Source organism: Nocardioides ultimimeridianus, assembly GCF_054777895.1.
The window spans coordinates 137509-161436 of the sequence record NZ_BAAHAB010000013.1; the positions used below are offsets into that span (position 1 = coordinate 137509).

General features: G+C 71.8%; 25 protein-coding genes. 17 read left to right on the top strand and 8 right to left on the bottom strand.

Annotated features, from left to right (window positions below; all coding sequences use genetic code 11):
- The first annotated feature begins 143 nt into the window (after positions 1–143).
- The 3 genes from ACYU8V_RS13950 (at position 144) to ACYU8V_RS13960 (ending at position 2908) form a co-directional block, all read left to right on the top strand.
- Positions 144–1772, top strand: coding sequence for an MDR family MFS transporter (locus tag ACYU8V_RS13950; RefSeq protein WP_460848176.1), 1629 nt, complete (start codon positions 144–146; stop codon positions 1770–1772).
- Positions 1769–2218 (top strand): MarR family winged helix-turn-helix transcriptional regulator, encoded by a 450-nt coding sequence (locus ACYU8V_RS13955; RefSeq protein ID WP_460848177.1) that lies wholly within the window; start codon positions 1769–1771, stop codon positions 2216–2218. The genes ACYU8V_RS13950 and ACYU8V_RS13955 overlap by 4 nt, the downstream gene beginning before the upstream one ends.
- Positions 2219–2464: 246 nt before the next feature.
- Positions 2465–2908, top strand: a complete 444-nt coding sequence (locus ACYU8V_RS13960; RefSeq protein ID WP_460848178.1) for a MarR family winged helix-turn-helix transcriptional regulator — start codon at positions 2465–2467, stop codon at positions 2906–2908.
- Positions 2909–2918: 10 nt separating this feature from the next.
- On the opposite strand, the gene ACYU8V_RS13965 is transcribed toward ACYU8V_RS13960, so the two are convergent.
- Together ACYU8V_RS13965 and ACYU8V_RS13970 are read right to left on the bottom strand one after the other, a co-directional pair.
- Complete coding sequence (locus ACYU8V_RS13965; RefSeq protein WP_460848179.1) at positions 2919–4340, bottom strand: WS/DGAT/MGAT family O-acyltransferase; 1422 nt, start codon at positions 4338–4340, stop codon at positions 2919–2921.
- Positions 4341–4394: 54 nt separating this feature from the next.
- The gene (locus ACYU8V_RS13970; RefSeq protein ID WP_460848181.1) at positions 4395–5171 is read right to left on the bottom strand and encodes an esterase/lipase family protein; all 777 of its coding nucleotides are present in this window, start codon (positions 5169–5171) and stop codon (positions 4395–4397) included.
- A gap of 143 nt (positions 5172–5314) precedes the next feature.
- On the opposite strand from ACYU8V_RS13970, the gene ACYU8V_RS13975 reads away from it, so the two are divergent.
- On the top strand, positions 5315–6001 hold the full coding sequence (locus tag ACYU8V_RS13975; protein WP_460848182.1) for a metal-dependent transcriptional regulator: 687 nt from the start codon (positions 5315–5317) through the stop codon (positions 5999–6001).
- A gap of 215 nt (positions 6002–6216) precedes the next feature.
- Here ACYU8V_RS13975 and ACYU8V_RS13980 read toward each other — a convergent pair whose 3' ends face one another.
- From ACYU8V_RS13980 to ACYU8V_RS14000, 5 genes are read right to left on the bottom strand one after another with little or no spacing between them, the layout of a single operon-like run.
- Entirely contained in the window at positions 6217–7605 is a 1389-nt protein-coding gene (locus ACYU8V_RS13980) for an outer membrane protein assembly factor BamB family protein (RefSeq protein WP_460848183.1), read from the bottom strand.
- Between the two features lie 29 nt (positions 7606–7634).
- Complete coding sequence (locus ACYU8V_RS13985; RefSeq protein WP_460848185.1) at positions 7635–8456, bottom strand: Sir2 family NAD-dependent protein deacetylase; 822 nt, start codon at positions 8454–8456, stop codon at positions 7635–7637.
- Complete coding sequence (locus ACYU8V_RS13990) at positions 8456–8725, bottom strand: DUF2277 domain-containing protein (protein WP_460848186.1); 270 nt, start codon at positions 8723–8725, stop codon at positions 8456–8458. The genes ACYU8V_RS13985 and ACYU8V_RS13990 overlap by 1 nt, the downstream gene beginning before the upstream one ends.
- A 27-nt stretch (positions 8726–8752) precedes the next feature.
- Complete coding sequence (locus tag ACYU8V_RS13995) at positions 8753–10837, bottom strand: beta-propeller domain-containing protein (protein ID WP_460848187.1); 2085 nt, start codon at positions 10835–10837, stop codon at positions 8753–8755.
- The gene (locus ACYU8V_RS14000; RefSeq protein WP_460848190.1) at positions 10837–11346 is read right to left on the bottom strand and encodes a SigE family RNA polymerase sigma factor; all 510 of its coding nucleotides are present in this window, start codon (positions 11344–11346) and stop codon (positions 10837–10839) included. Before ACYU8V_RS14000 ends, ACYU8V_RS13995 begins: the two co-directional genes overlap by 1 nt.
- Positions 11347–11438: 92 nt before the next feature.
- Between ACYU8V_RS14000 and ACYU8V_RS14005 the strand changes: the two genes are divergently transcribed.
- Positions 11439–12656 carry a saccharopine dehydrogenase family protein gene (locus ACYU8V_RS14005; RefSeq protein WP_460848193.1) on the top strand — a complete coding sequence of 406 codons (1218 nt, stop codon included), beginning with the start codon at positions 11439–11441 and terminating at the stop codon, positions 12654–12656.
- 79 nt (positions 12657–12735) lie between these two features.
- On the top strand, positions 12736–13467 hold the full coding sequence (locus ACYU8V_RS14010; protein ID WP_460848195.1) for a mechanosensitive ion channel family protein: 732 nt from the start codon (positions 12736–12738) through the stop codon (positions 13465–13467).
- 59 nt (positions 13468–13526) lie between these two features.
- Here ACYU8V_RS14010 and ACYU8V_RS14015 read toward each other — a convergent pair whose 3' ends face one another.
- A complete protein-coding gene (locus ACYU8V_RS14015) occupies positions 13527–14804 on the bottom strand; it encodes a hypothetical protein (protein WP_460848197.1) in 1278 nt (425 codons plus the stop codon).
- Between the two features lie 59 nt (positions 14805–14863).
- Here ACYU8V_RS14015 and ACYU8V_RS14020 point away from each other — a divergent pair, with 59 nt between their 5' ends.
- From ACYU8V_RS14020 to ACYU8V_RS14070, 11 genes are all read left to right on the top strand, one after another.
- Positions 14864–15421, top strand: a complete 558-nt coding sequence (locus ACYU8V_RS14020) for a TetR/AcrR family transcriptional regulator (RefSeq protein ID WP_460848198.1) — start codon at positions 14864–14866, stop codon at positions 15419–15421.
- The gene (locus ACYU8V_RS14025; protein ID WP_460848201.1) at positions 15418–16617 is read left to right on the top strand and encodes a cytochrome P450; all 1200 of its coding nucleotides are present in this window, start codon (positions 15418–15420) and stop codon (positions 16615–16617) included. The genes ACYU8V_RS14020 and ACYU8V_RS14025 overlap by 4 nt, the downstream gene beginning before the upstream one ends.
- The gene (locus ACYU8V_RS14030) at positions 16617–17456 is read left to right on the top strand and encodes an SDR family oxidoreductase (RefSeq protein ID WP_460848202.1); all 840 of its coding nucleotides are present in this window, start codon (positions 16617–16619) and stop codon (positions 17454–17456) included. The genes ACYU8V_RS14025 and ACYU8V_RS14030 overlap by 1 nt, the downstream gene beginning before the upstream one ends.
- Positions 17453–18817: a cytochrome P450 gene (locus tag ACYU8V_RS14035; protein ID WP_460848203.1), complete on the top strand. Its 1365-nt coding sequence runs from the start codon at positions 17453–17455 to the stop codon at positions 18815–18817. Before ACYU8V_RS14030 ends, ACYU8V_RS14035 begins: the two co-directional genes overlap by 4 nt.
- Positions 18814–19020 carry a ferredoxin gene (locus ACYU8V_RS14040; protein ID WP_460848205.1) on the top strand — a complete coding sequence of 69 codons (207 nt, stop codon included), beginning with the start codon at positions 18814–18816 and terminating at the stop codon, positions 19018–19020. The genes ACYU8V_RS14035 and ACYU8V_RS14040 overlap by 4 nt, the downstream gene beginning before the upstream one ends.
- Positions 19017–19619, top strand: coding sequence for a nuclear transport factor 2-like protein (locus tag ACYU8V_RS14045; protein ID WP_460848207.1), 603 nt, complete (start codon positions 19017–19019; stop codon positions 19617–19619). The genes ACYU8V_RS14040 and ACYU8V_RS14045 overlap by 4 nt, the downstream gene beginning before the upstream one ends.
- Complete coding sequence (locus tag ACYU8V_RS14050; protein WP_460848209.1) at positions 19616–21070, top strand: aldehyde dehydrogenase; 1455 nt, start codon at positions 19616–19618, stop codon at positions 21068–21070. Before ACYU8V_RS14045 ends, ACYU8V_RS14050 begins: the two co-directional genes overlap by 4 nt.
- A 132-nt stretch (positions 21071–21202) precedes the next feature.
- Positions 21203–21952: an SDR family oxidoreductase gene (locus tag ACYU8V_RS14055; protein ID WP_460848210.1), complete on the top strand. Its 750-nt coding sequence runs from the start codon at positions 21203–21205 to the stop codon at positions 21950–21952.
- The gene (locus tag ACYU8V_RS14060; protein WP_460848211.1) at positions 21949–22752 is read left to right on the top strand and encodes an NAD(P)-dependent oxidoreductase; all 804 of its coding nucleotides are present in this window, start codon (positions 21949–21951) and stop codon (positions 22750–22752) included. Before ACYU8V_RS14055 ends, ACYU8V_RS14060 begins: the two co-directional genes overlap by 4 nt.
- A complete protein-coding gene (locus ACYU8V_RS14065; RefSeq protein WP_460848212.1) occupies positions 22749–23153 on the top strand; it encodes a carboxymuconolactone decarboxylase family protein in 405 nt (134 codons plus the stop codon). Before ACYU8V_RS14060 ends, ACYU8V_RS14065 begins: the two co-directional genes overlap by 4 nt.
- 36 nt (positions 23154–23189) lie before the next feature.
- Positions 23190–23909 carry a 4'-phosphopantetheinyl transferase family protein gene (locus ACYU8V_RS14070; RefSeq protein WP_460848213.1) on the top strand — a complete coding sequence of 240 codons (720 nt, stop codon included), beginning with the start codon at positions 23190–23192 and terminating at the stop codon, positions 23907–23909.
- Positions 23910–23928 lie beyond the last annotated feature (19 nt).

Here is a 23928-nt window from a genome sequence, read left to right on the forward strand (position 1 = left end):
GCCTCGGTCGACGCGGCCCGACCGGGTCCGGTTGCAGCCGATCCCCGATGTGTCTCCGCCCACATTAGTTGCAGGAGTCAACAAAGAACGATAAAGTTGCCTCTATCAACCAAAACCAGTCACTCCAGACGAGGCGAGCGCACATGTCCCAACCCGAATCCGCGGCGGTCGAGAGCAGCGGGCAGATGACGCACCGCGAGGTGCTCGAGGCGATGAGCGGCCTGCTGATCGCGATGTTCGTCGCCATCCTGTCCAGCACCGTCGTCACCAACGCGCTGCCGCGGATCGTCAACGACCTGCACGGCACCCAGACCGGCTACACGTGGGTGCTGGTCGCGACCATGCTCGCGATGACGGCCACCACGCCGATCTGGGGCAAGCTCGCCGACCTCTTCCCCAAGAAGCTGCTCATGCAGCTGGCCCTCGTCGTCTACCTCAGCGGCTCCGCCCTCGCCGGCCTCGCGCCCTCGATGGGCTGGCTGATCGGCGCGCGGGTGATCACCGGCCTCGGCGTCGGCGGCGTGATGGCGCTGATCCAGATCATCATCGCCTCGCTGGTCTCCCCGCGTGAGCGCGGTCGCTACTCCGGCTACATCGGCGCGTCCTTCGGCCTGGCGACCCTGGTCGGCCCGCTCGTGGGCGGCGTGATCGTCGACAGCCCGCTCGGCTGGCGGGGCTGCTTCTACGTCAGCCTGCCGTTCGCCCTGCTCGCCTTCGTCGTGCTGCAGCTCAAGCTGCACCTGCCCACCGTGAAGCGGCCGGTCAAGGTCGACTACGCCGGCTCGGTGCTGCTCATGAGCGGCGTCAGCCTGATCCTGATCTGGGTCTCCCTCGCCGGTACGGCGGGCTACTTCGGCTGGTGGTCCACGACCACTGCCCTGATGCTGGGTGGCGCCGCGGTGCTCCTCGGTGCGGCGCTGTACGTCGAGGCCCGCGTCGCGGCCGAGCCGATCATCCCGATGCAGCTGTTCCGCGACCGCACGATCACCCTCGCCGTGGTCGCAGCGGTGCTCGTCGGCGTGGCGATGCTGACCGGTACGACGTACCTCTCGGAGTACTTCCAGAACTCGCGCGGCATGTCGCCCACCGTGGCCGGCCTGATGTCGCTGTCCATGGTGCTAGGCCTGATGATCGTCAGCATCGTCTCCGGCCGGGTCATCAGCGCCACCGGACGCTGGAAGGCGTGGCTGGTGGGCGGGATGGTCGCCGTCGTCATCGGGGCGGCGCTGTTGGCCACGATCGACCACACGACCCCGATCTGGCTGATCGGCGTGTTCATGTTCGTCTTCGGCTCGGGCCTCGGCGCGACCCAGCAGAACCTGATCCTCGCGGTGCAGAACAACGTCGACCAGGCCAACATCGGTGCGGGCTCCTCGGTGGTCACCTTCTTCCGGACCCTCGGCGGCGCGGTCGGCGTGAGCGCCTTCGGTGCGGTCCTGTCGCACCGCGTCGGGGACCACGTCCAGACCGGTGTCGCCCAGCTGGTCGCCGGCGGACAGGTCACCCCGGGCCAGGCCCAGGCGCTGGCGGGCGGCGACGTACCGCAGATCAGCGCTCTGCCGGCGCCGCTGCGCGCGCTCTTCGAGTCCGCCTTCGGCGACGCCACCGGCCACATCTTCCTGTTCACCGTGCCGTGCGCGGTCCTGGCCCTGGTGGCGGTCCTCTTCATCAAGGAGAAGAGCCTGCGGACCACCCTCGACACGATCGAGGAGCCGGAGGTGGCGCTCGACCTCGCCGCCGAGCTCGAGATCGGGGAGCTGACCCGGCGATGAGCGAGCGGGCCCGCGAGGTCGCGCTGGACCGGGTGCAGCAGGAGCTGCGCGCGGTCCTCCAGCGCGCCAAGCGGTCCGTCGGCGACCGGGCGCACGCGGTCGACCCGGGGCTGCAGGGGGCGTCGTACCTGCTGCTGGAGTGGCTCGCCGGGCGCGCGCCGCTGCGCGCCTCGGGGATCGTGGAGGCGCTGGGCTGCGACAAGGGCGCACTGAGCCGGCAGCTGCAGCACCTGGAGGACCTCGGCCTGGTCGAGCGCACGCCGGATCCCTGCGACCGGCGCGCGACCCTGGTCAGCGTCACCGCGGGAGCCCGGGTCCGGCTGGCCGACGTCGACACCAGCGCCACGCGCGAGCTGGGCACGCGCCTGGCGGGGTGGACCGCCGACGACCTCGACGACCTCGCGACCCGGCTCGCCGGCTACAACCGCGCCCTCGCCGACGCCTGAGTGAAAAGCCGTTGTGAGCGCGCCGGACACGACCTACCGTTGACGCACACGGGAAAGGAGGTGGTCCGAAGAATGAGTTCCCATCGGACGCGTGAGGTGGCTGCTCGCTGAGCGGCCCAGCAGTTCGGCTGCTGGCGAATCCACCGCAGTCACCCGACCCGCAGGCGCCCCGGATCGTCCTCCGGCCAGGTCTCACCGACCACGCCTGCGGGTCGTCCGCGTCCCGGAAGCGATACGGTTCGAGGGATGAACAACCGCGACGAGGCGCTGGGGGCGCTCGAGAGTGAGATCGGGGCTCTGCTCGGCAGGGCACGCCGGGTCGTTGCGGAGCGCGCGCGCATGCTGCACCCGGAGCTGCAGGCGGGCTCCTACCTGATCCTCGGCTACGTCCGCAACAACGGGCCCGTGCGTGCCACCGACATCGGTGAGGTCTTCGCGATCGACAAGGGCTCGATCAGCCGGCACGTGCAGCAGCTCATCGACCTCGACCTGGTCGAGCGGCAGCCGGACCCGCAGGACGGCAGGGCGTTCCTGCTGACCGCGACCGAGCACGGCTGCGCCCAGCTCGACCGGATCGCCGCCGTACGACGCGACCTGCTGCAGGCCAAGATGTCGGACTGGTCGGCCCGCGAGCTCAACGACTTCGTCGCGGCACTCGCGCGCTACAACACCGCGCTCTCCGACGTCTGACGGCGCCGCCTCAGCTCGCTACCGAGGGGAGCTCGCCGATGTCGTGCAGCGCGTCCTTCATCAGCGCGATGATCTCGTGCGACTCGTCCTGGGACAGGATCCGGCGGTCGGCCGTGATGCCCCACTCGAGCTTGCCGTTGTAGCTGACCACGGTGATGTTGAGGGCGTTCGCGTGGTACGGGATCGACACCGGGAACGTGTGCAGGATCGTCGCGCCGGCGAAGTACATCTGCGTGGGCATGCCCGGCACGTTGGAGATCAGCACGTTGCCCGCGGCGGGCATCCGCTTGATCATGTTCGACCGGCCGATCAGCTGGGCCATGCCGGTCATGAACCACGGCGTCCCGGTCATCGGCACCTCGACGCCCAGCACCGGCCGGAGCTCGCGTACGACGGCCTTGGCGGCCTCGGAGGAGTTGTGGATCGCCTTGAACCGCTCGGGCAGGTCCTTGATGTCGGTGGCGAGATCGACCCGCACCGAGGACACCTGGTTGTTCGCCGAGTTGTCGCCCTCGGTGCGCAGGCTGACCGGGACCATCGCGATGAGCGGCTTGTCGGGCAGCAGGTTGCGCTCGTCGAGGAAGCGCTCGAGGGCGATCGAGCAGGTGGCCATCACGATGGTGTTGACCGTGCCGCCGACGCGCCTGCCCAGCGCCTTGATGTCGTTGAGGTCGGTCGACATCGTCGTGTACGAGCGCTGGTTCGTGATCGTGTCGTTGAAGATCGTGTTCGGGGCGAGCCCGAGCACCAGGTTCCGCTCGCCGCGCGGGGTGCGCTGGCTGCTGGTGACCTTCGCGGCCGCGAGCATCGCCTTGCCCGCGGTCGGGATCAGCTCGGCGATCTTGCGGTACTGCGAGAGCGCGTTCGTCGCGGATGCCTCGAGCATCTCGGTCACCCCGAGCTGGTAGCTCTCCTTGCCGCGCCGGCGCCGCGGCGCGGGGATCTTCCGGCCGGTGGGCTCGTCGTCGTACAGGACCTTGGCGAGCTCGACGCTGCCCTTGCCGTCGACGCCCGCGTGGTGCGTCTTCTGGTAGATGCCGATCTGGCCGCTCTCGAGGCCGTCGATCACGTAGATCTCCCACAGCGGCCGGCTGCGGTCCATCAGCGAGGCGTGCAGGCGGGCGACGAGCAGCTCGAGCTCCTCGAACCTGCCGGTCCGCAGCGTCGCATGCCGCACGTGGTAGTCCAGCTCGACGTCGTCGTCCTCGATCCACACCGGCTCGGCGAGCTCGAAGGGCATGGTCGCGAGCTTGCGGTGCAGGACGGGCGACATGTGCAGGCGCTCGGCGAAGAGGCTCTTGACGTCCTCGTAGTAGTCGCCGTCGTACCCCTCGGGGAGGTCGACCAGCATCAGGCCGCCGGTGTGCATCGGCGTCTCCGCCGTCTCCAGGTGCAGGAAGGAAGCGTCAATGCTGCTGAGCTGATCGACCATCGGGTTGTGCTCCTTGGCTGTGATGGCTGGTGAGGTGACGGGCCGGCGGATCGCTCAGGCGGCGACGGAGTGGCGCTGGTAGGGCTGCCAGCCGCCGACGGGCTGCTGGAGGCGGTCCAGAACGATCGCCTGCACGTGCGGGTGGACGCCCATGCCGAGGTGGCTCGCGGTGACCTCGACGCTCTCGCGCTGCTCGCCGGGCAGGTCCATGCAGGTCTGCCACGGCACGATGCCGTCGAGCTTGGAGTAGATCGCGGTCGCGGGCACCCGGAGCGCCGGGCGATCCTCCTCGGCCGGCCGGTCGGCCAGCAGGTCGGAGTGCCAGGGGCGCAGTGCCTCGAAGAGCCGGCCGGGGTGGGTCGTGCTCGGGTCGTCCTCGGAGGTCAGCCGGAACGGGCTGCCCAGGGTGATCACGCAACGCACCTGCTCCGGGGAGAGGCGGGCGAGCTCGCGGGCGAGGATGCCGCCCAGGCTCCAGCCGATCAGGCTGACCGGCCGGCCGTCGCGCCCGTGCAGGTCGGCGAGGCGCTCGACCATGCCGGTCACGATCCGCTCGCTCGGCCCGATGTTGCGGCCCAGGCCCCAGCCGTAGACGCGATAGCCCCGCGCGCGCAGCACCCGGCGCAGCACCAGGGTGCTGGCGTCGTCGGCCAGGAAGCCGGGCAGGACGAGCACGCGGTGACCGTCGCCGTGCGGGCCGGTCAGGAGCTGGGGGAGCGCGGCGCAGAAGGCCGTGGCCTCCGCGGAGGCGCGGAGCTGCTCGGTCCACAACAGCGCGCGCCGGGGCGCGCGGTAGCGGGGGGAGTCGCTCGTCGTGCTGGTCGAGGTCACGGGCGTGCCCTTTCTGTCGGGCATAGGAAAGTGATCTCGGTCACCTTACATACCACCGGGTCGGAATGTCCACGGTCCCGTGGTCCCACTCCGCGCCGCGGACCGGACTCGCAGCCGGAGCGGGGGACAGGGAGAATGTCGGGGTGAGCGACCTGATCGACACCACCGAGATGTACCTCCGCACCGTCTACGAGCTCATCGAGGAGGGCATCGTCCCGCTGCGCGCCCGGATCGCCGAACGGCTGCACCAGAGCGGGCCCACGGTGTCGCAGACGGTCGCCCGGATGGAGCGCGACGGCCTGCTCACCGTCGAGGGCGACCGCCACCTGGAGCTCACCGACGAGGGCCGTCACCTCGCCGTCCGGGTCATGCGCAAGCACCGGCTCGCGGAGCGTCTGCTGACCGATGTCATCGGCCTGGACTGGGAGCTGGTCCACGAGGAGGCGTGCCGCTGGGAGCACGTCATGTCGGAGAACGTCGAGCGCCGGCTCCTGGAGCTGCTCGGCAACCCCGTGGAGTCGCCGTACGGCAACCCCATCCCGGGCCTGGCCGAGCTCGGCCAGGAGCGGGTCGCGGAGAGCTTCATGGCCGACGTCGTCCCGCTCTCCAAGGCCGCCGGCCCCGAGGTCGCCCGCGCGCTGGTCCGCCGGATCTCCGAGGAGATGCAGAAGGACGAGTCGCTGATGAGCGCCATGCGCCGGGTCGGCGCCCTGCCCGACAAGACGATCACGATCCAGGCCACCCAGGACGGCGTGCTGGTGGGGTCGGGCGGGGAGACCGCGGAGATCTTCCCCGAGGCCGCGGACCACATCTTCGTGAAGGTGCTCTAGCGCGAGCGCGTCGCCGCGGTCGGCGCCTTGCTCGGCTTGCGACCCTCGGCTCCTCCGGTCGCTGGCGCTCCCTGCGTCGCCTCGTGCCGCGCGCCTCGCAACCGGCGCCTGCGGCGCCGCGCTGCCGCGCACGCACCTTCGCGCAGTTGGCTGCCGTAGGTCCTGCCTTCGCCTGGCGGCAAGCCTTACGTAGGGACGTCTGCTCGTCGCTCACTTCACTCGCGGACGATGGTGATGCCCGTCATCGTGGGCACGATGACCCGGTCGCGGTAGAGGGCCGGGCTCGCGAAGCGGCTGGTCACGCCGACCGCCACATGGCCGAGGGAGTGGCCGGTCGCCGGGTCGAGGGACTGCAGTACGCCGGCGTACGGGTCGAGCGACCAGACCCGGCCGCCGCCGACGACCGGCGAGCCGATGATCGAGGAGGCCGCCCGCCACCGCACGTGCAGGTGGCCGGTGCTGTCGACGCGCAGCGCGCGCAGGCCGTCGGTGGCCGGCAGGTAGACCGTGGAGCCGCTGACCGCCGTACCTCCGAAGGACGGGGCGCCGACGCGCAGCACCGACACCTGTCCGCCGATCCCGCCGAGGCGGTCCTGGCGCAGCACGAAGACGCGGTCCGACTTGCCTGCCTGCACCAGCCAGCGGGTGCCGACCAGGGCCGGTCCGATCGAGCCGAGGTCGACGTCGCCGGCGTTGTCCTGCGCCCAGCTGCTGGGGGCGAAGAAGCCGAGCAGCCGGGCGTGGGTGTCGAGCTTGAGGACCGAGTCGCTGTGGTCGTAGCGGTCGCCCGGCCCCGCCGCTCCGTTGCCGACGGCGGCCAGGAGGTGGCCGCGCGAGTCGACGGCCGGCCCGGAGGTCTGCCACATCCCGGCCTCGCGGGTCGTCGGCACGGTGTAGCGGACCGCCGTCCCCTGCCCGCCGAGAGGTACGCCGACGAGGCGGCCCCGATAGCCGGCGCAGTCGCCCGCGAGCCCGCCGAACGGCACCCAGACGCGGCCGCCGGCGACGGCCAGAGCGCCGCGCTGCTGCATGGCGCGGGTCTCGACGCCGGGGAAGTCGACCGAGCGCCGCCAGTTGACGTGCCCGGAGCCGACGTCGAGCGAGACCAGGGTGTGCCGCACGCCGCCGGTGCTGGTGGGGGTCTCGGTGACGACGTACGCCGCTCCCGTGGTCGGGCTGTAGACCGGTGACCCGGTGATGCCGAGTGGGTCGATGTTGCCGCAGGGCAGCTGGGAGAGCCGGACCGGCGTACCGAGGTGCTGGCGCCAGAGGATCCGGCCGCCCGTGCCCAAGCCGTAGACCGAGTCGTTCTCGGTCGCGGCGACCACGACCCCCTCGGCGACGATCGGCGAGCCGTAGACGGCACCGTCGAGCTGGCGTCGCGCGACGACGGTCAACGCGCCGGCCGGCGGCATCGAGGTCGAGACGCCGCGGTGCTTGCCGCCGCCGTGATAGCCCCACCAGCCGGGGTAGGTCGTTCGCGGTGCCGTGGTCTCGGCCGCGGTGGTGAGCGTGCCGGACGGGCCGGCCGAGGTCGTGCCGGCACAGGCGGCGAACGCGAGCGTCGTGGCGATCAGGGCGTTTCCGAGGGGGCGGAGGACCATGCCTCAGCGTATGCCGGAAACCACCGGACTCAGGCGGGCAGAAGGTCCTGGTCCTCGCTGCGCAGCCCGGCCAGCAGCGGCAGCCAGTCGCTCGTGCCCGCGTCGACCCGCACGGTGGCGAGGTCGTCGCCGCGGGTGGCTCCGCGGTTGACGATCACGACGGGAACCCCGAGTCGCGCGGCCCGGCGTACGAACCGCAGGCCGCTCATCACGGTCAGGCTGGACCCGGCGACGAGCAGCGCGCCGTCGTCGCCGAGGGCGTCGAGGGCCGCGTAGCACCGCGCGACGCGCGGCTTCGGGACGTTCTCGCCGAAGAAGACCACGTCGGGCTTGAGGGCGCCGCCGCACACCTCGCAGGCCGGTACGACGAACCCGTCGGTCTCCTCGAGCGCGACGTCGCCGTCGGGGCGCACGGCGACGTCGGCGTGCTGCTCGGCCCAGCCCGGGTTCCCCTCGGTGAGCCGCTGCTGCAGATCGGCGCGCGCGGTGACGCGACCGCACCCGAGACAGATCACGTCGGCGATCCGGCCGTGCAGGGCGACCAGGTGCGGGGTGCCGGCCTGCTCGTGCAGGCCGTCGACGTTCTGGGTGATGACCAGGTCGGCGCCGAGCCGAGCGACCGCGAGGTGCCCCGCATTCGGCTCGGCATGGCGCATCCGCGACCAGCCGAGGTGGCTGCGCGCCCAGTAGCGCTGCTGCGCCTGCGGCCCGGACACGAACTCCTGGAAGGTCATCGGCATCCGCACCGGCGCGCCCGGGCCGCGGTAGTCGGGGATGCCGGAGTCGGTGCTCGGGCCGGCGCCGGTGAGCACCACGAGGCGGCGCTCGGCGAGGAGCGCGAGCGCGTCCACTAGGCGCCGTAGCGCAGCCGGGCGCGCTGTCGTGCCTTCTCCGCCTCGATCTCGCGGTTCTTCGGCGGGGCGGCGGTGACCAGGTCCGCGAGCAGGTGCTCGGTGATGTGCGCGATCTCGGCGACCGCGCGGTCGAACACCGCCTGGTTGGCGGCGCTCGGCCTGGTCGTGCCGCTGACCTTGCGGACGAACTGCAGGGCAGCGGCCGTGACCTCGTCGGAGGTCGCCGGGGGCTCGAAGTTGTTCAGCGGCCTGATGTTGCGGCACATGCTCCGAGCGTACGTGCTCGGTCGCGCTCAGTCGTTGGGAAGCAGGTGCAGGAACCGGGCGGCGTCGCCGGTGACGAGCACGACCCGACCGTCGCCGAGGGGTACGGCGCGCACCTGGCTCACGTCGGCGCCGTACTCCACCTGGGTGCGGTGCTTGATCAGGTGCCCGTCGCGGACCGCGACGCTCGCCAGGTAGCCGACCCGGGTGCCGGCCCACCGCTCGAGGACGGTGAGTGCGGTGCGGGACTGCTGCACCCACGTGAACGCGCGCGGGTCCTGGGCGGCGAGCGGGTCGGTGCCGCGGAACCGGATGTCGTCGATCCGCTTCAGGTGGCGCAGGTGCTCGGTGTCGAACAGCCCGATCTGGGTGTTGCCGGCGGGGCCGGTGCCGACGCCGAGCATGCGCCGCGCGCCGAGCGGATGCAGGTAGCTGGAGTAGCCGGGGAGCCGCAGCTTCCCGAGCAGCGCCGGGTGGGCGGGGTGGGAGAGGTCGACGGCGTACATCGGGTCGACCTGGCGATAGGTGACGAGGATCGCCAGGTCGTCGAACCAGCGCATCGACTCGATGTCCTCGTTGCGGCCGAGGTGGTCGATCCGGCCCAGCGGGACGAGGCTCTGCCCGAGCTTGTGCAGGGTCACGATCGAGTTGAAGGTCCCGGTCTCCGAGGTCGGGGAGACGGCGACGCGGAGGACGCCGCGGACCTCGTCCATCGCCCAGCGGTCGTCGATGCGCCCCTCGACCTCACCGGACGCCACGTGGGCGGCGCGGTCGCCGTTGAGCGCGAAGTCGAAGAGGTAGCTGGTGCCGCCCGTGGTCGGGCCGCGCAGGCCGCCGTCGGGGCTCTTGTAGTCGATGACGCGGTCATCGAGGCAGAACCGGCAGCCGTACGACGCCGGGCTGGCCACCAGGTAGAGGTTGTCGGTCGACTCGTAGGCGACGTCCGTGGCGCCGGCGAGGCCGATCGCGTTCACGTCGGTCGGGGTGCTCGCGTCGAAGCCGACGATCCCGACGGTGTCGAGGCCGACGTGGCTGTTGGGGATCGCGATGGCGGTGCAGTCGATCAGCTGGCTGGGCGCGGCGCCGTCGCTGGCGATGGTGGGGATCCAGTCGTCGATGGTGGACTTCCGCACGATCGCGCGATTCCTCGCCACCGCCTCGCGGTAGCCCAGGCCCTTGTGGGGCTGGACGAAGCCGAGCTGCGGCAGGCCGTTGTCGAGCACCAGCCGGATGGAGGCGCCGTGCTGGCGGGCCGAGTCGAGGGCCGCTGAATAGGCCACGTCGCCGGTCTGCTTCGGGTTGCGCGGGTCGGAGATGTCGATGGTGAGGACGCGGGTCGTGGCCTCCGGGCGCTGCGCGTCGGCGTCGCCGCCGAGGACGACCAGGGTGTCGCCGGAGAGCAGCAGCTCGGCGTTCGCGACCTCGTCGACCGGCAGCGAGGACAGCCGGGTGACGTCCTTCCCGGCCACGTCGTAGAGCCACAGCTCGTCGTCGTGGACCTGGGCCAGGACCTTCCCGTCGGTCTTGACGGTGTCGGGCTCGTCGACGCCGTCCTCCTGGACGTTGGTGCCGGTGGCGCTGCTGTTCTGGCGGACGGTCTTCGCGGCGGTGTCGTAGGTGCCGTTCTGGGCGCGCACGGCGTCGGTGTAGGGGGCGGCCGCGTGGAGGTCGCGCACCATGCCGCCGAGATCGCCGAGGGAGGCCTCGCGGTAGCTGCCGTAGTAGGGGTACGGCGACTGCCACCCGTACGCCCCGACCAGCTTCAACCCCCGCCGGACATAGCTGGCCAGCAGCTCGTCGCAGGACGCCGCCGGCCTGAGGTCGGCCCGGAACGCGGCCGGCTGCGCCACCGGGGACCCGCCGGAACCGCTGCCCGCGCCCCCGCCGCCGAGGTCGGCCCCCACGACGAACGCCGCGGCGAGGCCGGTGAGGGCGCCCGCCACGACCAGCGGCCGGCCGGCGAGGCGGCGCCGGCGCGCTCGGCGTACGTCGGCGGCGGTGGCGTCCCGGGCCGCCTCCTGCCGGAGCTCGGCACGGCGAGCCTCGCGGAGGATCGCGTCGGTGGGGGCCGGCCCGATGGGCATGTCGTCCCAGAGTCGTTCGAGATCGGTCATCACATGCTCCGGACGTCGAGGAGATGGTCGTCGGCGGCGAGCTGGGTCAGCGCGCGCGAGAGCCGGCTCTTGACGGTGCCGGCGGGGATGCCCAGGGCCTCGGCGGTCTGGGCCTCGGAGAGCTCGACGAAGTAGCGCAGCACCACCACGTCGCGCGCCTGCTTGGTCAGGCCTGCGAGCGCCCGGTGGATGGCGTCGGCGGTGGCGACCGCGTCGGTGCGGTCCGGGGTCGGCCGGTCGAGCCGCTCGTCGGTCGCGTCGCGCCGGTCCTTCCACCATCGGCTGCGGCGCTGGTCGCGCAGGCAGTTGAGCAGCATCCGGTAGACGTAGGCGTCCCGGTTGTCGGCGGCGCTCACCCGCGCCCACGCGCCGTAGCAGCGCACCAGCGTCTGCTGGGCGAGCTCCTCGGCCTCGTGCGGACCGGCGCCGAGGAAGACGGCGGCGCGCACGAGCGTCGGCCACGCCTTCTCGGCGTACGCCGTGAAGAGCGCCTCGTCCTGTTGGTCCACCGGTCCCCCTGCTCTGCGTGCTTCCACCCCTACGACGCGGCGACCCTGGACCCTGGTTCCGTCCTCACCGGGGAAGTGCCACGATTCTTCCCATGGCTGCTGCCGCCGACCGTGCATCCCGGTCCTACGACGTCGTCCTGTTCGGTGCCACCGGCTTCACCGGAGGACTCACCGCCGACTATCTCGCCGCGCACGCCCCCGCCGGGCTGCGCTGGGCGCTGGCGGGCCGGTCGCAGGCCAAGCTGGAGGCCGTGCGGGACCGCCTGACCGGGATCGACCCGTCCCTCGCCGACCTGCCGCTGCTCGTCGTGGACGCCTCCGACGAGTCGCGCCTGGCCGAGGTGGCCGCGCAGACGAAGGTCGTCGCGACGACCGTCGGCCCGTACCTCCAGCACGGCGGCCCGCTGGTCGCGGCGTGCGCCGCGGCGGGCACCGACTACGTCGACCTCACCGGCGAGCCCGAGTTCGTCGACAAGATGTACGTCGCCCACAACGCGACCGCCGAGAAGAGCGGCGCCCGCATCGTGCACGCCTGCGGCTTCGACTCCATCCCGCACGACCTCGGCGCCTACTACACGATCAAGGCGCTCGCCGACGAGCTCGGCGGGGAGGTCACCGACCCGGTCCGGATGCGCGGCGTCGTACGTGCCGGGGCGGGCTTCTCCGGCGGCACCTTCCACTCCGCGATGACGGCGTTCTCGCGCGCCAAGCAGATGCGCGACGCGATGCAGGCGCGGCGCCGGATCGAGCCCCGGCCGGAGGGCCGGCGGTCGCGGACGATCGCGGGGAAGCCCGGTCGCGACCGCGAGCTGGGCTACTGGCTGCTGCCGATGCCGACCATCGACCCGTTCATGGTCGCGCGCAGCGGGGCCGCGCTGTCGGCGTACGGACCGGACTTCGGGTACTCCCACTTCGCCGGCACCAAGACGCTGCACTTCGCCGCGGGCGGTGCCGCCGGCGTGAGCGCGCTGGCCCTCGCCGCGCAGGTGCCGCCGGTGCGGGAGTTCCTCAAGCGCCGCGTGCCGCAGGGCAGCGGACCGAGCGAGGAGCAGCGCGAGAAGTCCTGGTTCACCGTCGACTTCGTCGCCTCGACGGTGCCGTCGGCGGGGGAGCCGGTGACCGTGCGGACCCGCGTGTCCGGCGGCGACCCGGGCTACACCGAGACGGCCAAGATGATCGCCGAGTCGGCGCTCTGCCTGGCGCTCGACGACCTCCCGGAGTCCGCCGGGCAGGTGACGACGGCGACCGCGATGGGCGATGCGCTGCTCGCCCGGCTGGTCGCCGCGGGGATCTCCTTCGAGAGGCGCTGATCGGGGCCAGGCATGACCTGGACGAGGTTCGGCCGTTGACCCGGTAAGGATCGTCTCCATCTCGGGAAGGCAGAACCTCATGACAACTCCATCTCTCGCGCCCCTCTCCATCGACTGGAGCGGGATCTTCAGCGACAACCTGAAGAACGTCATCAACTTCGTTCCGAAGCTGATCGTCTTCCTGGTCGTCCTCTTCATCGGCTGGCTGATCGCCAAGGCCGTCGCCAAGGGGCTCGGCCTGCTGCTGCAGCGGGTCGGCTTCACCAGGCTGCTCGCGAAGGCGGGTGCCGACCAGGCGCTCGCCTCGGCGCAGATCAAGCCGATCGACCTGATCACGAAGCTGGTCTACTACTTCGTGCTGCTCATCGCGCTGCAGCTGGCGCTGAGCGCGTTCGGGCCGACCAACCCGGTCAGCGCCATCGTCAACGACATCGTCAACTGGCTGCCGAAGGCACTGGTCGCGATCGTCATCGTGGTGATCGCCGGGGCGGTGGCCAACGCCGTCCGCGACCTGTTGAGCGCCAGTCTCGGCGGCGTCTCGTACGGCGGCCTGCTCGCCAGGATCGCCGCGATCTTCATCATCGCCCTCGGCGTGATCGCGGCGCTCAACCAGGTGGGGATCGGCCTCTCGGTCACCCTGCCCGTGCTGATCGCGGTCCTCGGCACCATCGGCGGCATCCTCGTGGTCGGGGTCGGCGGCGGCCTGATCGTCCCGATGCGCAGCCGCTGGGAGACCTGGCTCGACCAGCTGGCGGCCGACACCAAGGGCAACCACGCGGCCGAGGTGCCGCCTGCTCCTCCGGCCGTCTGAGCAGCATCAACGCGGAGTCCTCCCGGCGCGTGGCGCCGGGAGGACTCCCTTGTGTCGGGTCAGACCGGGGTGATGGGGAGCGAGCGGCGGGGCTGGAACGCGAAGCCCGCCCCGGTGCTGAACCGCACCACGGCAACGGCCGGGTCCTCGTCGAGCGGCTCCTCACGACGTACGACGTCGACGAACCAGCCCCCGCCCAGCGCGTCGGCGACCCCGGTGACCTCGACGTCGAGGTGCGGGTCGAGGGCTCGGGTGATGGCCCGCAGGGCGTCGGGGTACGACGGCCCGCACAGCGAGATCCAGGCCTCGTCGTCCTCTGCGGGGGAGCGTCCCGGCAGGGCGATGGCGGACGTCAGCTCACGCGGCTCGACGTACGCGACGGGGTTGAGCAGGGGGTGGAGGGTGAGCAGCCGGCGGGCTCCGACCTCGTCGGGGCTGATCGCGAGGGCCCGCGCCAGCCGCTCGGCGGCGATGCCGGCGATCCCGGTCAGCTGGTTCCGCCGGATCTCGAGGGCCTGCTCGGGGGAGGAGGCGCGGGCGGCGACGGCCATCGCGAAGCCGCGGTCGAGCAGGTGCATCTGCAGGCAGACCTCGTCGGCGATCCGCACCAGCGCGGAGTGCGAGAAGGCGGCGAAGTCGACGTCGGACAGCAGCGGTCCGGCGTAGTCCGAGGCGCCCTCGTCGGTGGGGTCGATGGGCGCCAGCTCCAGCGTGGCGGCGGCCGACCGCTCGTTGACCGCCAGCGCCGGGATGCCTGCGACCGGCGGGTGCGACTCGTCGATGACGACGGTCCACGCGCAGTGCGCGCCGCTTGCCCCCGGCACGCGGGGCGGCCGGTGGATCGGCCGCACCTGGGCCCGTGGGTTGGTCGCGACGGCGGTGGCGTCGAAGGTCGGGTCCTCGATGTCATGGCACATCGAGCGCACGTAGTCGTCGCCCATCGGCTCGACGTCCATCAGTGCGCCGCAGTGGTCCAGCCGGAACTCCCCGTGCCAGCGGTCGTGGACGACGTACCGGAAGTCCATGAACTGCGGCGGCGCGCCGATGTCGAGCTGAAGTCCCTTGAAGATCGTGACCACGTCGCCCCGGCCGGGCTCCTCCGGCGCGTAGCCCAGGGCGGCCTGCATCCGGCGGGTGTAGATCGGCGAGGACGACGCCCACTCCTCGATCGCGATCTGGGCCATCTCCTCGCGCCCGAAGGCAGCGATGCACCACGCCATCCCGGAGCGGTCGATGAGTTGCCCGATCAGCAGCAGCTCCGGTACGACGACGGCCAGCTGCGCGCGGCTGAGCCGGGTGAAGCTGCTGGGGATGTGACGGAGAACCTCGGCGGACACGCTTGCCAGACTACTAGAACAGGTTCTAAGTTGGACAGGTGTCCAGTTCAGTTGTCCGCATGCGGGGCCTCGACCTCGGCCCGCGCCAGGCCGGCACCGTCCGCAGGCTGCTCGAGGCCGGCGGCGCCCAGCTCGCCGAGGTCGGCCACGAGGCGCTCACCGTGCGGCAGGTCGCCGAGCGCGCGGGGGTGTCGCCGGCGACGGCGTACACCTACATCGCCTCCAAGCAGCACCTGATCGCCCAGCTCTTCCTGGCCCACCTCGTGGAGCAGCCCGATGCGGACGTGTCCGGCGCCGATCCGGTCGCCCGCGTGCAGGCCGTGACCCGCCAGCTCGTCGACTCGCTCGCCACCGAGCCGCGGCTCTCGGCGGGCGCGACCAGCGCGCTACTCGGCAGCGACGACGGCGTGGCCGAGCTGCGGCTCGAGATCGGCGCCGAGATCCTGCGCCGCTTCAGCACCGCCCTCGGCCCGGGGACGGACCCCACCGTCGTCGAGGCGCTCGTGCTGGCGTTCACCGGAGCCCTGCTGCAGGTGGGCATGGACCTGCTGACCTACCCGGCGATGCGCGAACGGATGGACGCCGTCGTCGCCACGATCCTGCGAGGGAACGCATGAGCGCGCTCGTCTTCGACCCCTACGACTACGACTTCCACGAGGACCCCTACCCGCTCTACGCCCGCCTGCGCGACGAGGCTCCGATCCATCGCTCCGTCGACGACCTGTGGGTGGTCTCGCGGCACGAGGACGTCTTCGCGGTGCTGCGCGACGACGCCGCGTTCTCCAACCGGATGGGTGTCTCGCTCGACGCCAGCGCCTGGAGCCCCGACGCGCACCGGGTGATGAGCTTCCTCGCCCTCGACGGCGCCGAGCAGAGCCGCATCCGCCGGCTGGTCTCCAAGGCCTTCACGCCGCGCCGGGTCGGCGAGCTGACACCGCGGATCCAGGCGATGGCCGAGCACTACCTGGACCGGATGGCCGCGAGCCCGGAGGAGTCGGACTGGATCGCCGAGCTCGCCGGCCGGCTCCCCATGGACGTGATCTCCGAGATGATGGGCGTCCCCGCGTCCGACCGCGACGAGGTACGACGCCTCGCCGACCTGCTGGTGCACCGGGAGGCCGGCGTACGGGACGTGCCGCCTGCGGGCATGGAGGCCGCGATCGCGATCTTCGGCTACCTCGGGGACCTGGTCGCGGAGCGGCGTACGAACCCCGCTGACGACCTGACCTCGGCGCTGCTGCAGGCCGAGCTGGACGGCGACCGGCTCGAGGACCACGAGGTGATCGCGTTCCTGCTCCTGATGATCGTGGCCGGCAACGAGACGACGACCAAGCTGCTCGGCAACGCGCTGCTGCACCTCTCCGCCCATCCGTCGCAGCAGGCGGCGGTGCTCGCCGACCCCGACCTGGTGCCGGTGTGGGTCGAGGAGACGCTGCGCTTCGACACCTCCAGCCAGATGCTCGCGCGGCTGGTCACCCGTGACGTGGAGATCGCCGGCGTGACGGTGCCCGAGGGGTCCAAGCTGCTGGTGCTGCTCGGCTCGGCCAACCGCGACGAGCGGGTCTTCTCCTCGCCGACCGTGTTCGACATCCGCCGCGATCGCGACGAGCTCGCGCAGAGCCTGAGCTTCGGCACCGGGCGGCACTTCTGCCTCGGCGCCAACCTCGCGCGGCTGGAGGCACGCGTCGTGCTCACCGAGCTGGTACGCCGGGTCAGCGGCTTCACCGTGCACGCCGACCGCGCCGTGCGGGTCCACTCGACCAGCGTGCGCGGGTTCGCGCAGCTGCCCGTGACGTTCGACTGGAGGTCGTGATGGGCCGGCCGATGCATCCCGAGCGGCGCCCCGCGGTCGTGGCCGGCGCCTCGTCCGGGATCGGCGCCGAGACCGCCCGCGCCCTGGCCGAGGCGGGCTTCCCGGTCGCGCTGGGGGCGCGCCGCGGGGAGCGGGTCGAGGAGCTGGCGGCGGAGATCCGGGCCGCTGGGGGCGAGGCCTTCGCCTGCCGGTTGGATGTCGCCTCGACCGCGTCGGTGGAGGAGTTCGCGGCTGCCGTCACCGCCGAGCTGGGCGAGGTGGAGGTCGTGGTCAGCAACGCCGGCCTGCTCGCCCCCGGCGCGATCGTCGACGCCACGACCGAGCAGCTCGCCGCCGAGTTCGACGTCAACGTGCTCGGCGCGCACCGGCTGATCCGGGCCTTCGGGCCGGGGATGGTGGCGCGACAGCGCGGCGACCTGGTCTTCGTCTCCTCCGACACCGCGCTGCGGGCGCGCCCGTTCATGCGCGGCTACAGCGCCACCAAGTCCGGGCTCGAGGGGCTGGTGGAGGCGCTGCAGATGGAGCTGGAGGGCTCGGGCGTGCGGGCGTCCGTCGTACGCCCCGGGCCGACGTGGTCCGAGATGGGCTCGGACTGGGACGCCGAGGCCGGCGCCAAGGTCCTCACCGAGTGGGTCAAGTGGGGCCATGCCCGCCACTCGCACTTCCTCAAGGCGCGCGCCGTCGCCGACGCCATCGCCACCGTCGTCTCCGCGCCGCGGGGCGTGCACCTCAGCCCCGTCGACGTGAACCCCGAAGCACCCATCGCGGGTCGTCAGGCTGACACCGGCCCAGAGGCCGGTGTCAGCCTGACGACCCCGCCCGAGAAGGAGGCGCTGTGAGTCTCGACCAGATCCCCGAGGTCTCCACGGTCCTCGACGACCAGGACCCGAGCGTGCCCGCGATCATCAAGGGCACCGGGCACCTGCCCGAGATGCGCGTCGACCCGATCGGGCTGTTCCACCGGGTGCGCGAGGAGTGCGGCGACATCGGCCGCTTCCGGCTGGCCGAGCGCGACGTGGTGATGGTGACCGGCGCGGAGGCCAACGAGGCCTTCTTCCGGGCGCCCGAGGACGTGCTGGACCAGGCGGCGGCGTACCCCTTCATGACGCCGATCTTCGGCAAGGGCGTGGTCTTCGACGCCTCGCCCGAGGAGCGGCAGCAGATGCTGAAGAACCAGGCGCTGCGCGGCGAGATGATGCGCGGGCACGCGCAGACGATCGAGGCCGAGATCCGGCGGATGGTCGCGTCGTGGGGCGACGAGGGCGAGATCGACCTGCTCGACTTCTTCGCCGAGCTGACCATCTACACGACCTCCTCGTGCCTGATCGGACGACCGTTCCGCGAGCAGCTGGACGGCTCGTTCGCCGAGATCTACCACCGGCTCGAGCACGGCACCGACGCGATCGCGTACGTCGATCCGTACGCCGACATCGAGTCCTTCCGGGTGCGCGACCGGGCGCGCGAGGAGCTCGTCGCGAAGGTGCAGGCGATCATCTCCGCGCGGGTGGCGATGGGCGAGATCCCGCGCGAGGACAGGGATCTGCTCGACGTCCTCATCGCGGTCGGGTACGACGCCGAGATGGTCACCGGCATCTTCATCTCGATGATGTTCGCCGGCCACCACACCTCCTCGGGCACGGCGTCCTGGGCGATGATCGAGCTACTGCGGCACCCCGACGTCATGTCAAGTGTCGTCGCGGAGCTTGACAGCCTGTACGCCGATGGCAGCGAGGTCTCCTTCCAGGCGCTGCGCTCCATCCCGGTGCTGGAGTCGGCGCTCAAGGAGACGCTGCGGCTGCATCCGCCACTCGTCATCCTGATGCGGCTGGTGCAGGAGGACTTCGAGCTGCTCGGGCACACCATCCCCGCCGGCACCCTGGTCGCCGCGTCGCCCCGCGTCTCCAACCGGATCGAGGACGACTTCCCCCACGCCGACGGGTTCGACCCCGCGCGCTACCTGGACCCGCGCCAGGAGGACCTGCAGAACCGCTGGACCTGGATCCCGTTCGGGGCCGGCAAGCACCGCTGCGTCGGCAACGCCTTCGCCATGATGCAGATGAAGGCGATCTTCTCCGTGATCCTGCGCGACTTCGCCTTCGAGGCCGCACAACCCCTGGACGACTACCGGGACGACGTCTCCAAGATGGTCATCCAGCTCGCCCAGCCCGCCCGCGTCCGCTACCGGAGGCGGGTCCGATGAGCGGCTACGTCGTCCGCGCCGACACCGGCGTGTGCCAGGGCCACCAGCTCTGCCAGGGCGAGGCGCCCACGGTCTTCGGGTTCGACGAGGACGCCGACGTGGTGGTCGTGCTGGACGAGCGTCCGGACGAGTCGCTGCGCAGCGACGTACAGACAGCGGTGCGGTACTGCCCCGCATTCGCACTCTCCCTGGAGGAAGAATGACCGAGCTGACCCGCGCCGAGATCGAGGAGTTCTGGGACTCCTGGCTCGACATCAACCGCAAGGTCGAGGCGTCCGGCGACTGGCGCCCCATGGCCGAGTGGTACGCCGAGGACGCCACCTACGGCTGGATGTACTCGCCCGACGAGCACTTCATGGCGGTCGGTCGCGAGCAGATCCGCGACTGGGCGATCGGCATCGAGATGGACGGCCTCGACGGCTGGCACTACGACTACGTGTGCACCGTCATCGACGAGCAGAAGGCGATGGTCGTCGGCTTCTGGAAGCAGCGCTCCGGCATCCTCGACGACACCGGCAAGGAGTACGAGATCCTCGGGCTGGGCGGCTCGTGGTTCGGCCTGAAGCGGACCGATGAGGGCGTCAAGATCGACTGGCAGCGCGACTGGTTCGACATGCCCTCGACGGCGCACACCTTCCTGCAGATCATCGAGGCCGGCAAGGCGCCGGACACGCTGCTGAAGCGGATGTCGGTGACCGGCCACGGGGTGCCCGGGCACTACCGGCTCAAGGACCTGCCGAGCACCGTGTGGCCGCCGCCGGTGGAGCGCGGCGACTTCGTGACCCAGGCGGCTCCGCGATGACCTGGGTCCCCGCGCAGCAGCTGATCGACGGCAAGCTGGTCCCGGCCTCGGACGGTACGACGTACCCGATCCTCAACCCCGCCGACGGATCGGAGATCGGGGTGGCGCCGGACGGCACGGCCGCCGACGTCGACGCGGCGATCGCCGCCGCCCGCCGCGCCTTCGACGAGTCGTCCTGGTCGACGGACCGCGAGCTGCGGGTGCGCTGCCTGCGCCAGCTGCACGCCGCGCTGCTGGAGAGCGCCGACGACTTCCGCGCGCTGACCCGCGCCGAGGTCGGGATGCCGGACTTCATGATGGGCGCGGCGGGGTTCGACGTACCGGTCGAGGGGTTGCGGTGGGTCACCGACCTGGCCGAGACCTACGCCTTCGAGACCGACCTCGGGGTGGCGGCGCCGATGGGTATCCCCTCGCGGCGGACCGTCCGCCGCGAGCCGGTCGGTGTGGTCGCGGCGATCACCCCGTGGAACGTGCCCACCCAGATCAACCTCGCGAAGGTCGGCCCGGCCCTGGCCTCCGGCTGCACCGTCGTGCTCAAGCCCGCGCCGGACACCCCGTGGGTGGCGGCCGAGCTCGGCCGGCTGGTCGCCGAGCACACCGACATCCCGCCCGGGGTGTTCAACGTGGTGACGCCCCGGTCGAACGAGGTCGCCTCCGTGCTCTCCACCGACCCGCGCGTCGACATGGTGTCCTTCACCGGCTCCACGGCGGTCGGCCGGGCGATCATGGCGGCGGCAGCGCCGACGTTGAAGAAGGTCTTCCTCGAGCTCGGCGGCAAGTCGGCCGCGATCGCGCTGGACGACGCCGACGTGGCCGCCGTCGCCGCAGGTACGGCGTTCGCCGCCTGCATCCACGCCGGCCAGGGCTGCGCGATCACGACCCGGCTGATCGTCCCGCGCGACCGGTACGACGAGGCGGTGGCCGTCGCCGCGCAGACGATGGAGTCGATCGGCGCCAAGGACCCGGCCGACCCGGGCGCGATCTGCGGCCCGGTCATCTCGGCGGCGCAGCGGGACCGGGTGGCGGCGTACTTCTCGATCGCCGAGGCCGAGGGCGGCACCTTCGCCACCGGCGGCGCGATCATCGACCGGCCGGGCAGCTGGGTGCAGCCCACCGTCGTCGCCGGGCTGGACAATTCCTCGCGGCTCGCGCAGGAGGAGATCTTCGGCCCGGTGCTGGTGGTCATCCCGCACGACGGCGACGACGACGCGGTCCGGATCGCCAACGACTCGGCGTACGGGCTCTCGGGGTCGGTCGACTCGGCCTCGCTGGAGCGCGCGAGGGCCGTCGCGGCACGGATCCGCACCGGCACCCTGGCCGTCAACGGCGGGGTCTGGTTCAGCCCGGATGCGCCGTTCGGGGGCTACAAGCAGTCCGGCATCGGCCGGGAGATGGGTGTCGCCGGGTTCGAGGAGTACCTGGAGATGAAGACGATCGCGGAGCCCGCCTGAGATGCCGAGGCGTCACATCTGCACCTGCGAGAGGTCAGATCTGACTCGGTCTGCCGTGCAGAAGTGACGCTTCGAGGGTGCAGATGTGACGCCTCGCAGATGCAGAAGTGACGTTTCGCGAAAGGGATGGATATGAGGTTCAAGGACAAGGTCGTCGTCGTGACCGGCGCGGCCCAGGGCATCGGTCAGGCGTACGCCGAGGCGCTGGCGCGCGAGGGAGCGGCCGTAGTGGTCGCCGACCTCAACCCCGAGGCGGGGGAGAAGGTCGCGGCCGGCATCAACGAGTCAGGAGGCCGGGCGATCTTCGTGGCGTGCGACGTCTCGAGTGCGGAGTCGGCGGAGGCGCTCGTGCAGCGGACGGTCGAGGAGTACGGCGGCATCGACCACCTGGTCAACAACGCCGCCATCTACGGGGCGATGGAGTTCAACCTCCTCATCTCGGTCGACTGGGACTACTACAAGAGGTTCATGGACGTGAACCTCAACGGCGCGCTGGTGATGACCCGCGCCGTCTACCCCGAGATCGCCAAGCGCGGCGGGGGCGCGATCGTCAACCAGTCGAGCACGGCGGCGTACCTCTACTCGGGCTTCTACGGGCTCGCCAAGGCCGGCATCAACAGCCTCACCCAGCAGCTCGCGCACGAGCTCGGCGGCCAGCGGATCCGGGTCAACGCGATCGCGCCGGGCCCGACCGACACCGAGGCCACCCGCACCCAGGCCGGCGACGCGGCGAAGGACATCGTCCGCAACAGCCTGGCCATCAAGCGGATGGGCAGCGTCGACGACATGGTCGGCGCGCTGCTGTTCCTGCTCTCCGACGACGCGTCCTGGGTGACCGGCCAGATCCTGGCGGTCGACGGCGGACAGACGTTCCGGCTATGAGGGTCGGGTTCGTGGGCCTGGGCAACATCGGCCGGCCGATGGCGCTCCGCCTCGCCCGGGCCGAGGCCCTCGACCTGCAGGTGTACGACGTCGCACCCGGCCCGGTCGCCGAGCTCGTCGCCGCCGGGGCGAGCGCCGCGGTCTCCGTCGCGGAGATGGACGTCGACGTCCTCTGCGTGATGGTCCGCGACGACGACCAGGTCCGCGCGGTGGCGGCCGACGCCAAGCCGGGCACCGTCCTGGTGATCCACTCGACGGTCGCGCCGACGACGCCGCAGGAGCTCGCCGCGATGGGTCACACGGTCCTCGACGCCCCGGTCAGCGGCGGCCCGATGGGTGCGGCCGACGGCAGCCTGGCGATCATGGTCGGGGGCGGCGCGGAGGCGTTCGACGCGGCCCGGCCCGCACTCGAGCAGATGGGCAGCAAGGTCGTCCACGCCGGCCCGCTCGGCGCCGGCACCCGGATGAAGCTGGCCCGCAACCTGATCCACTTCGTTGCGTTCACGGCCGTCACCGAGGCCCAGCGGCTGGCCGAGGCCTCCGGCCTCGACCTCCAGCAGCTCGGCGAGGTCGTCCGGCACACCGACGCCATCACCGGTGGCCCCGGCGCGATCATGTACCGCGCCACCACGGCCCCGATCCCCGAGGACGACTTCTGGCACGGTGTCTTCGACCACGTGCGCGCGCTGGGGGAGAAGGACCTCACCTACGCGATCGCGCTCGCGGACGAGCTCGGCGTCGACGTACCGCTGGCGCGCGAGGCGCTGCCACGAATGGGAAGGGGGCTGGGCCTCTCATGAGCAAGTTCGACGATCTTCCGGAGATCCGCCGCAAGGGCCTGGAGAAGATGGAGCAGGTCTACGGCTTCGAGATGACCGATGGTGAGGGCGACTTCCTCCGCTACACCGTCGAGCACCTCTTCGGCGACATCTGGCAGCGCCCCGGACTGTCCGACCGCGACCGCCGGCTCCTGCTGATCGGCATGCTCGTCGGCGGCAATCAGCACGACGTCCTCGGCATCCAGGTCCCCGCCGCGCACACGGCCGGAGAGCTCGACGACGACGCGCTGCGCGAGCTGGTCATCCTGGTCTGCCACTACGCGGGCTGGCCGCACGGCGCGCGCCTCAACTCGCTGGTCGAGGACACCATCGCGAAGGCCGCGCGGAAGGCTGCGAAGGAGGCCGCGGGGAGCGATTCCTAGGCCGATGAGGCAAGGTGGGGGCGTGGAGTCGTCGCCATGCGTGTGAGTACGCCGCTCGAGCCGTTGGTCATGGAGAGCCTGTTCGACCTCCCGCCGTACGACGTGGCGGGGATCCCGGGCAGCGCCACGGTCTGGTCCCTGACGACCGCGTCGATCCCCGAGCCCGAGCTCGTCGAGGCCCGGAAGTGGCTGGACACCGACGAGCTGACCCAGGCGGCCTCCTACGTCCGCGCCGAGCTGCGCCGCCCCTACGAGATCGCGCACGCGGCGGCGCGGCGGATCGTGGGTGCCGCCCTGGGTGTCGCACCGGAGTCGGTGCGCTGGGGACGGCACGCCTGCCCGCGCTGCGGCGAGCCGCACGGCCGGCCGCGGGTCGAGGGGGCGGACCTGGAGTTCTCGCTGAGCCACACGCCCGGGCTGGTGCTGGTGGCCCTCGCCGACGCGCCGGTCGGCATCGACGCCGAGCGGTGCCCGGAGCCCGAGGGCCTGACCGGCCTGGTCGGCGTACTGCATCCCGACGAGGCGGCCGAGGTCGCCGCCGCGGAGACCCCCGAGGAGGCCGCACAGCGCTTCACCCGCGCATGGACGCGGACCGAGGCCTACCTCAAGGGGCTCGGGGTGGGCCTGGGCCGCGACCCGCAGATCGACTACCTCGGCTCGGGTGAGGTGCCCACGCGGGTGATCGACGGGTGGGAGGTCAGGGACGTCACCGTCCCCGAGGGGTACGCCGGCGCGGTGGCGCTCGCCCTCTCCTGAGCCCGCCGCGTGAGCGCGA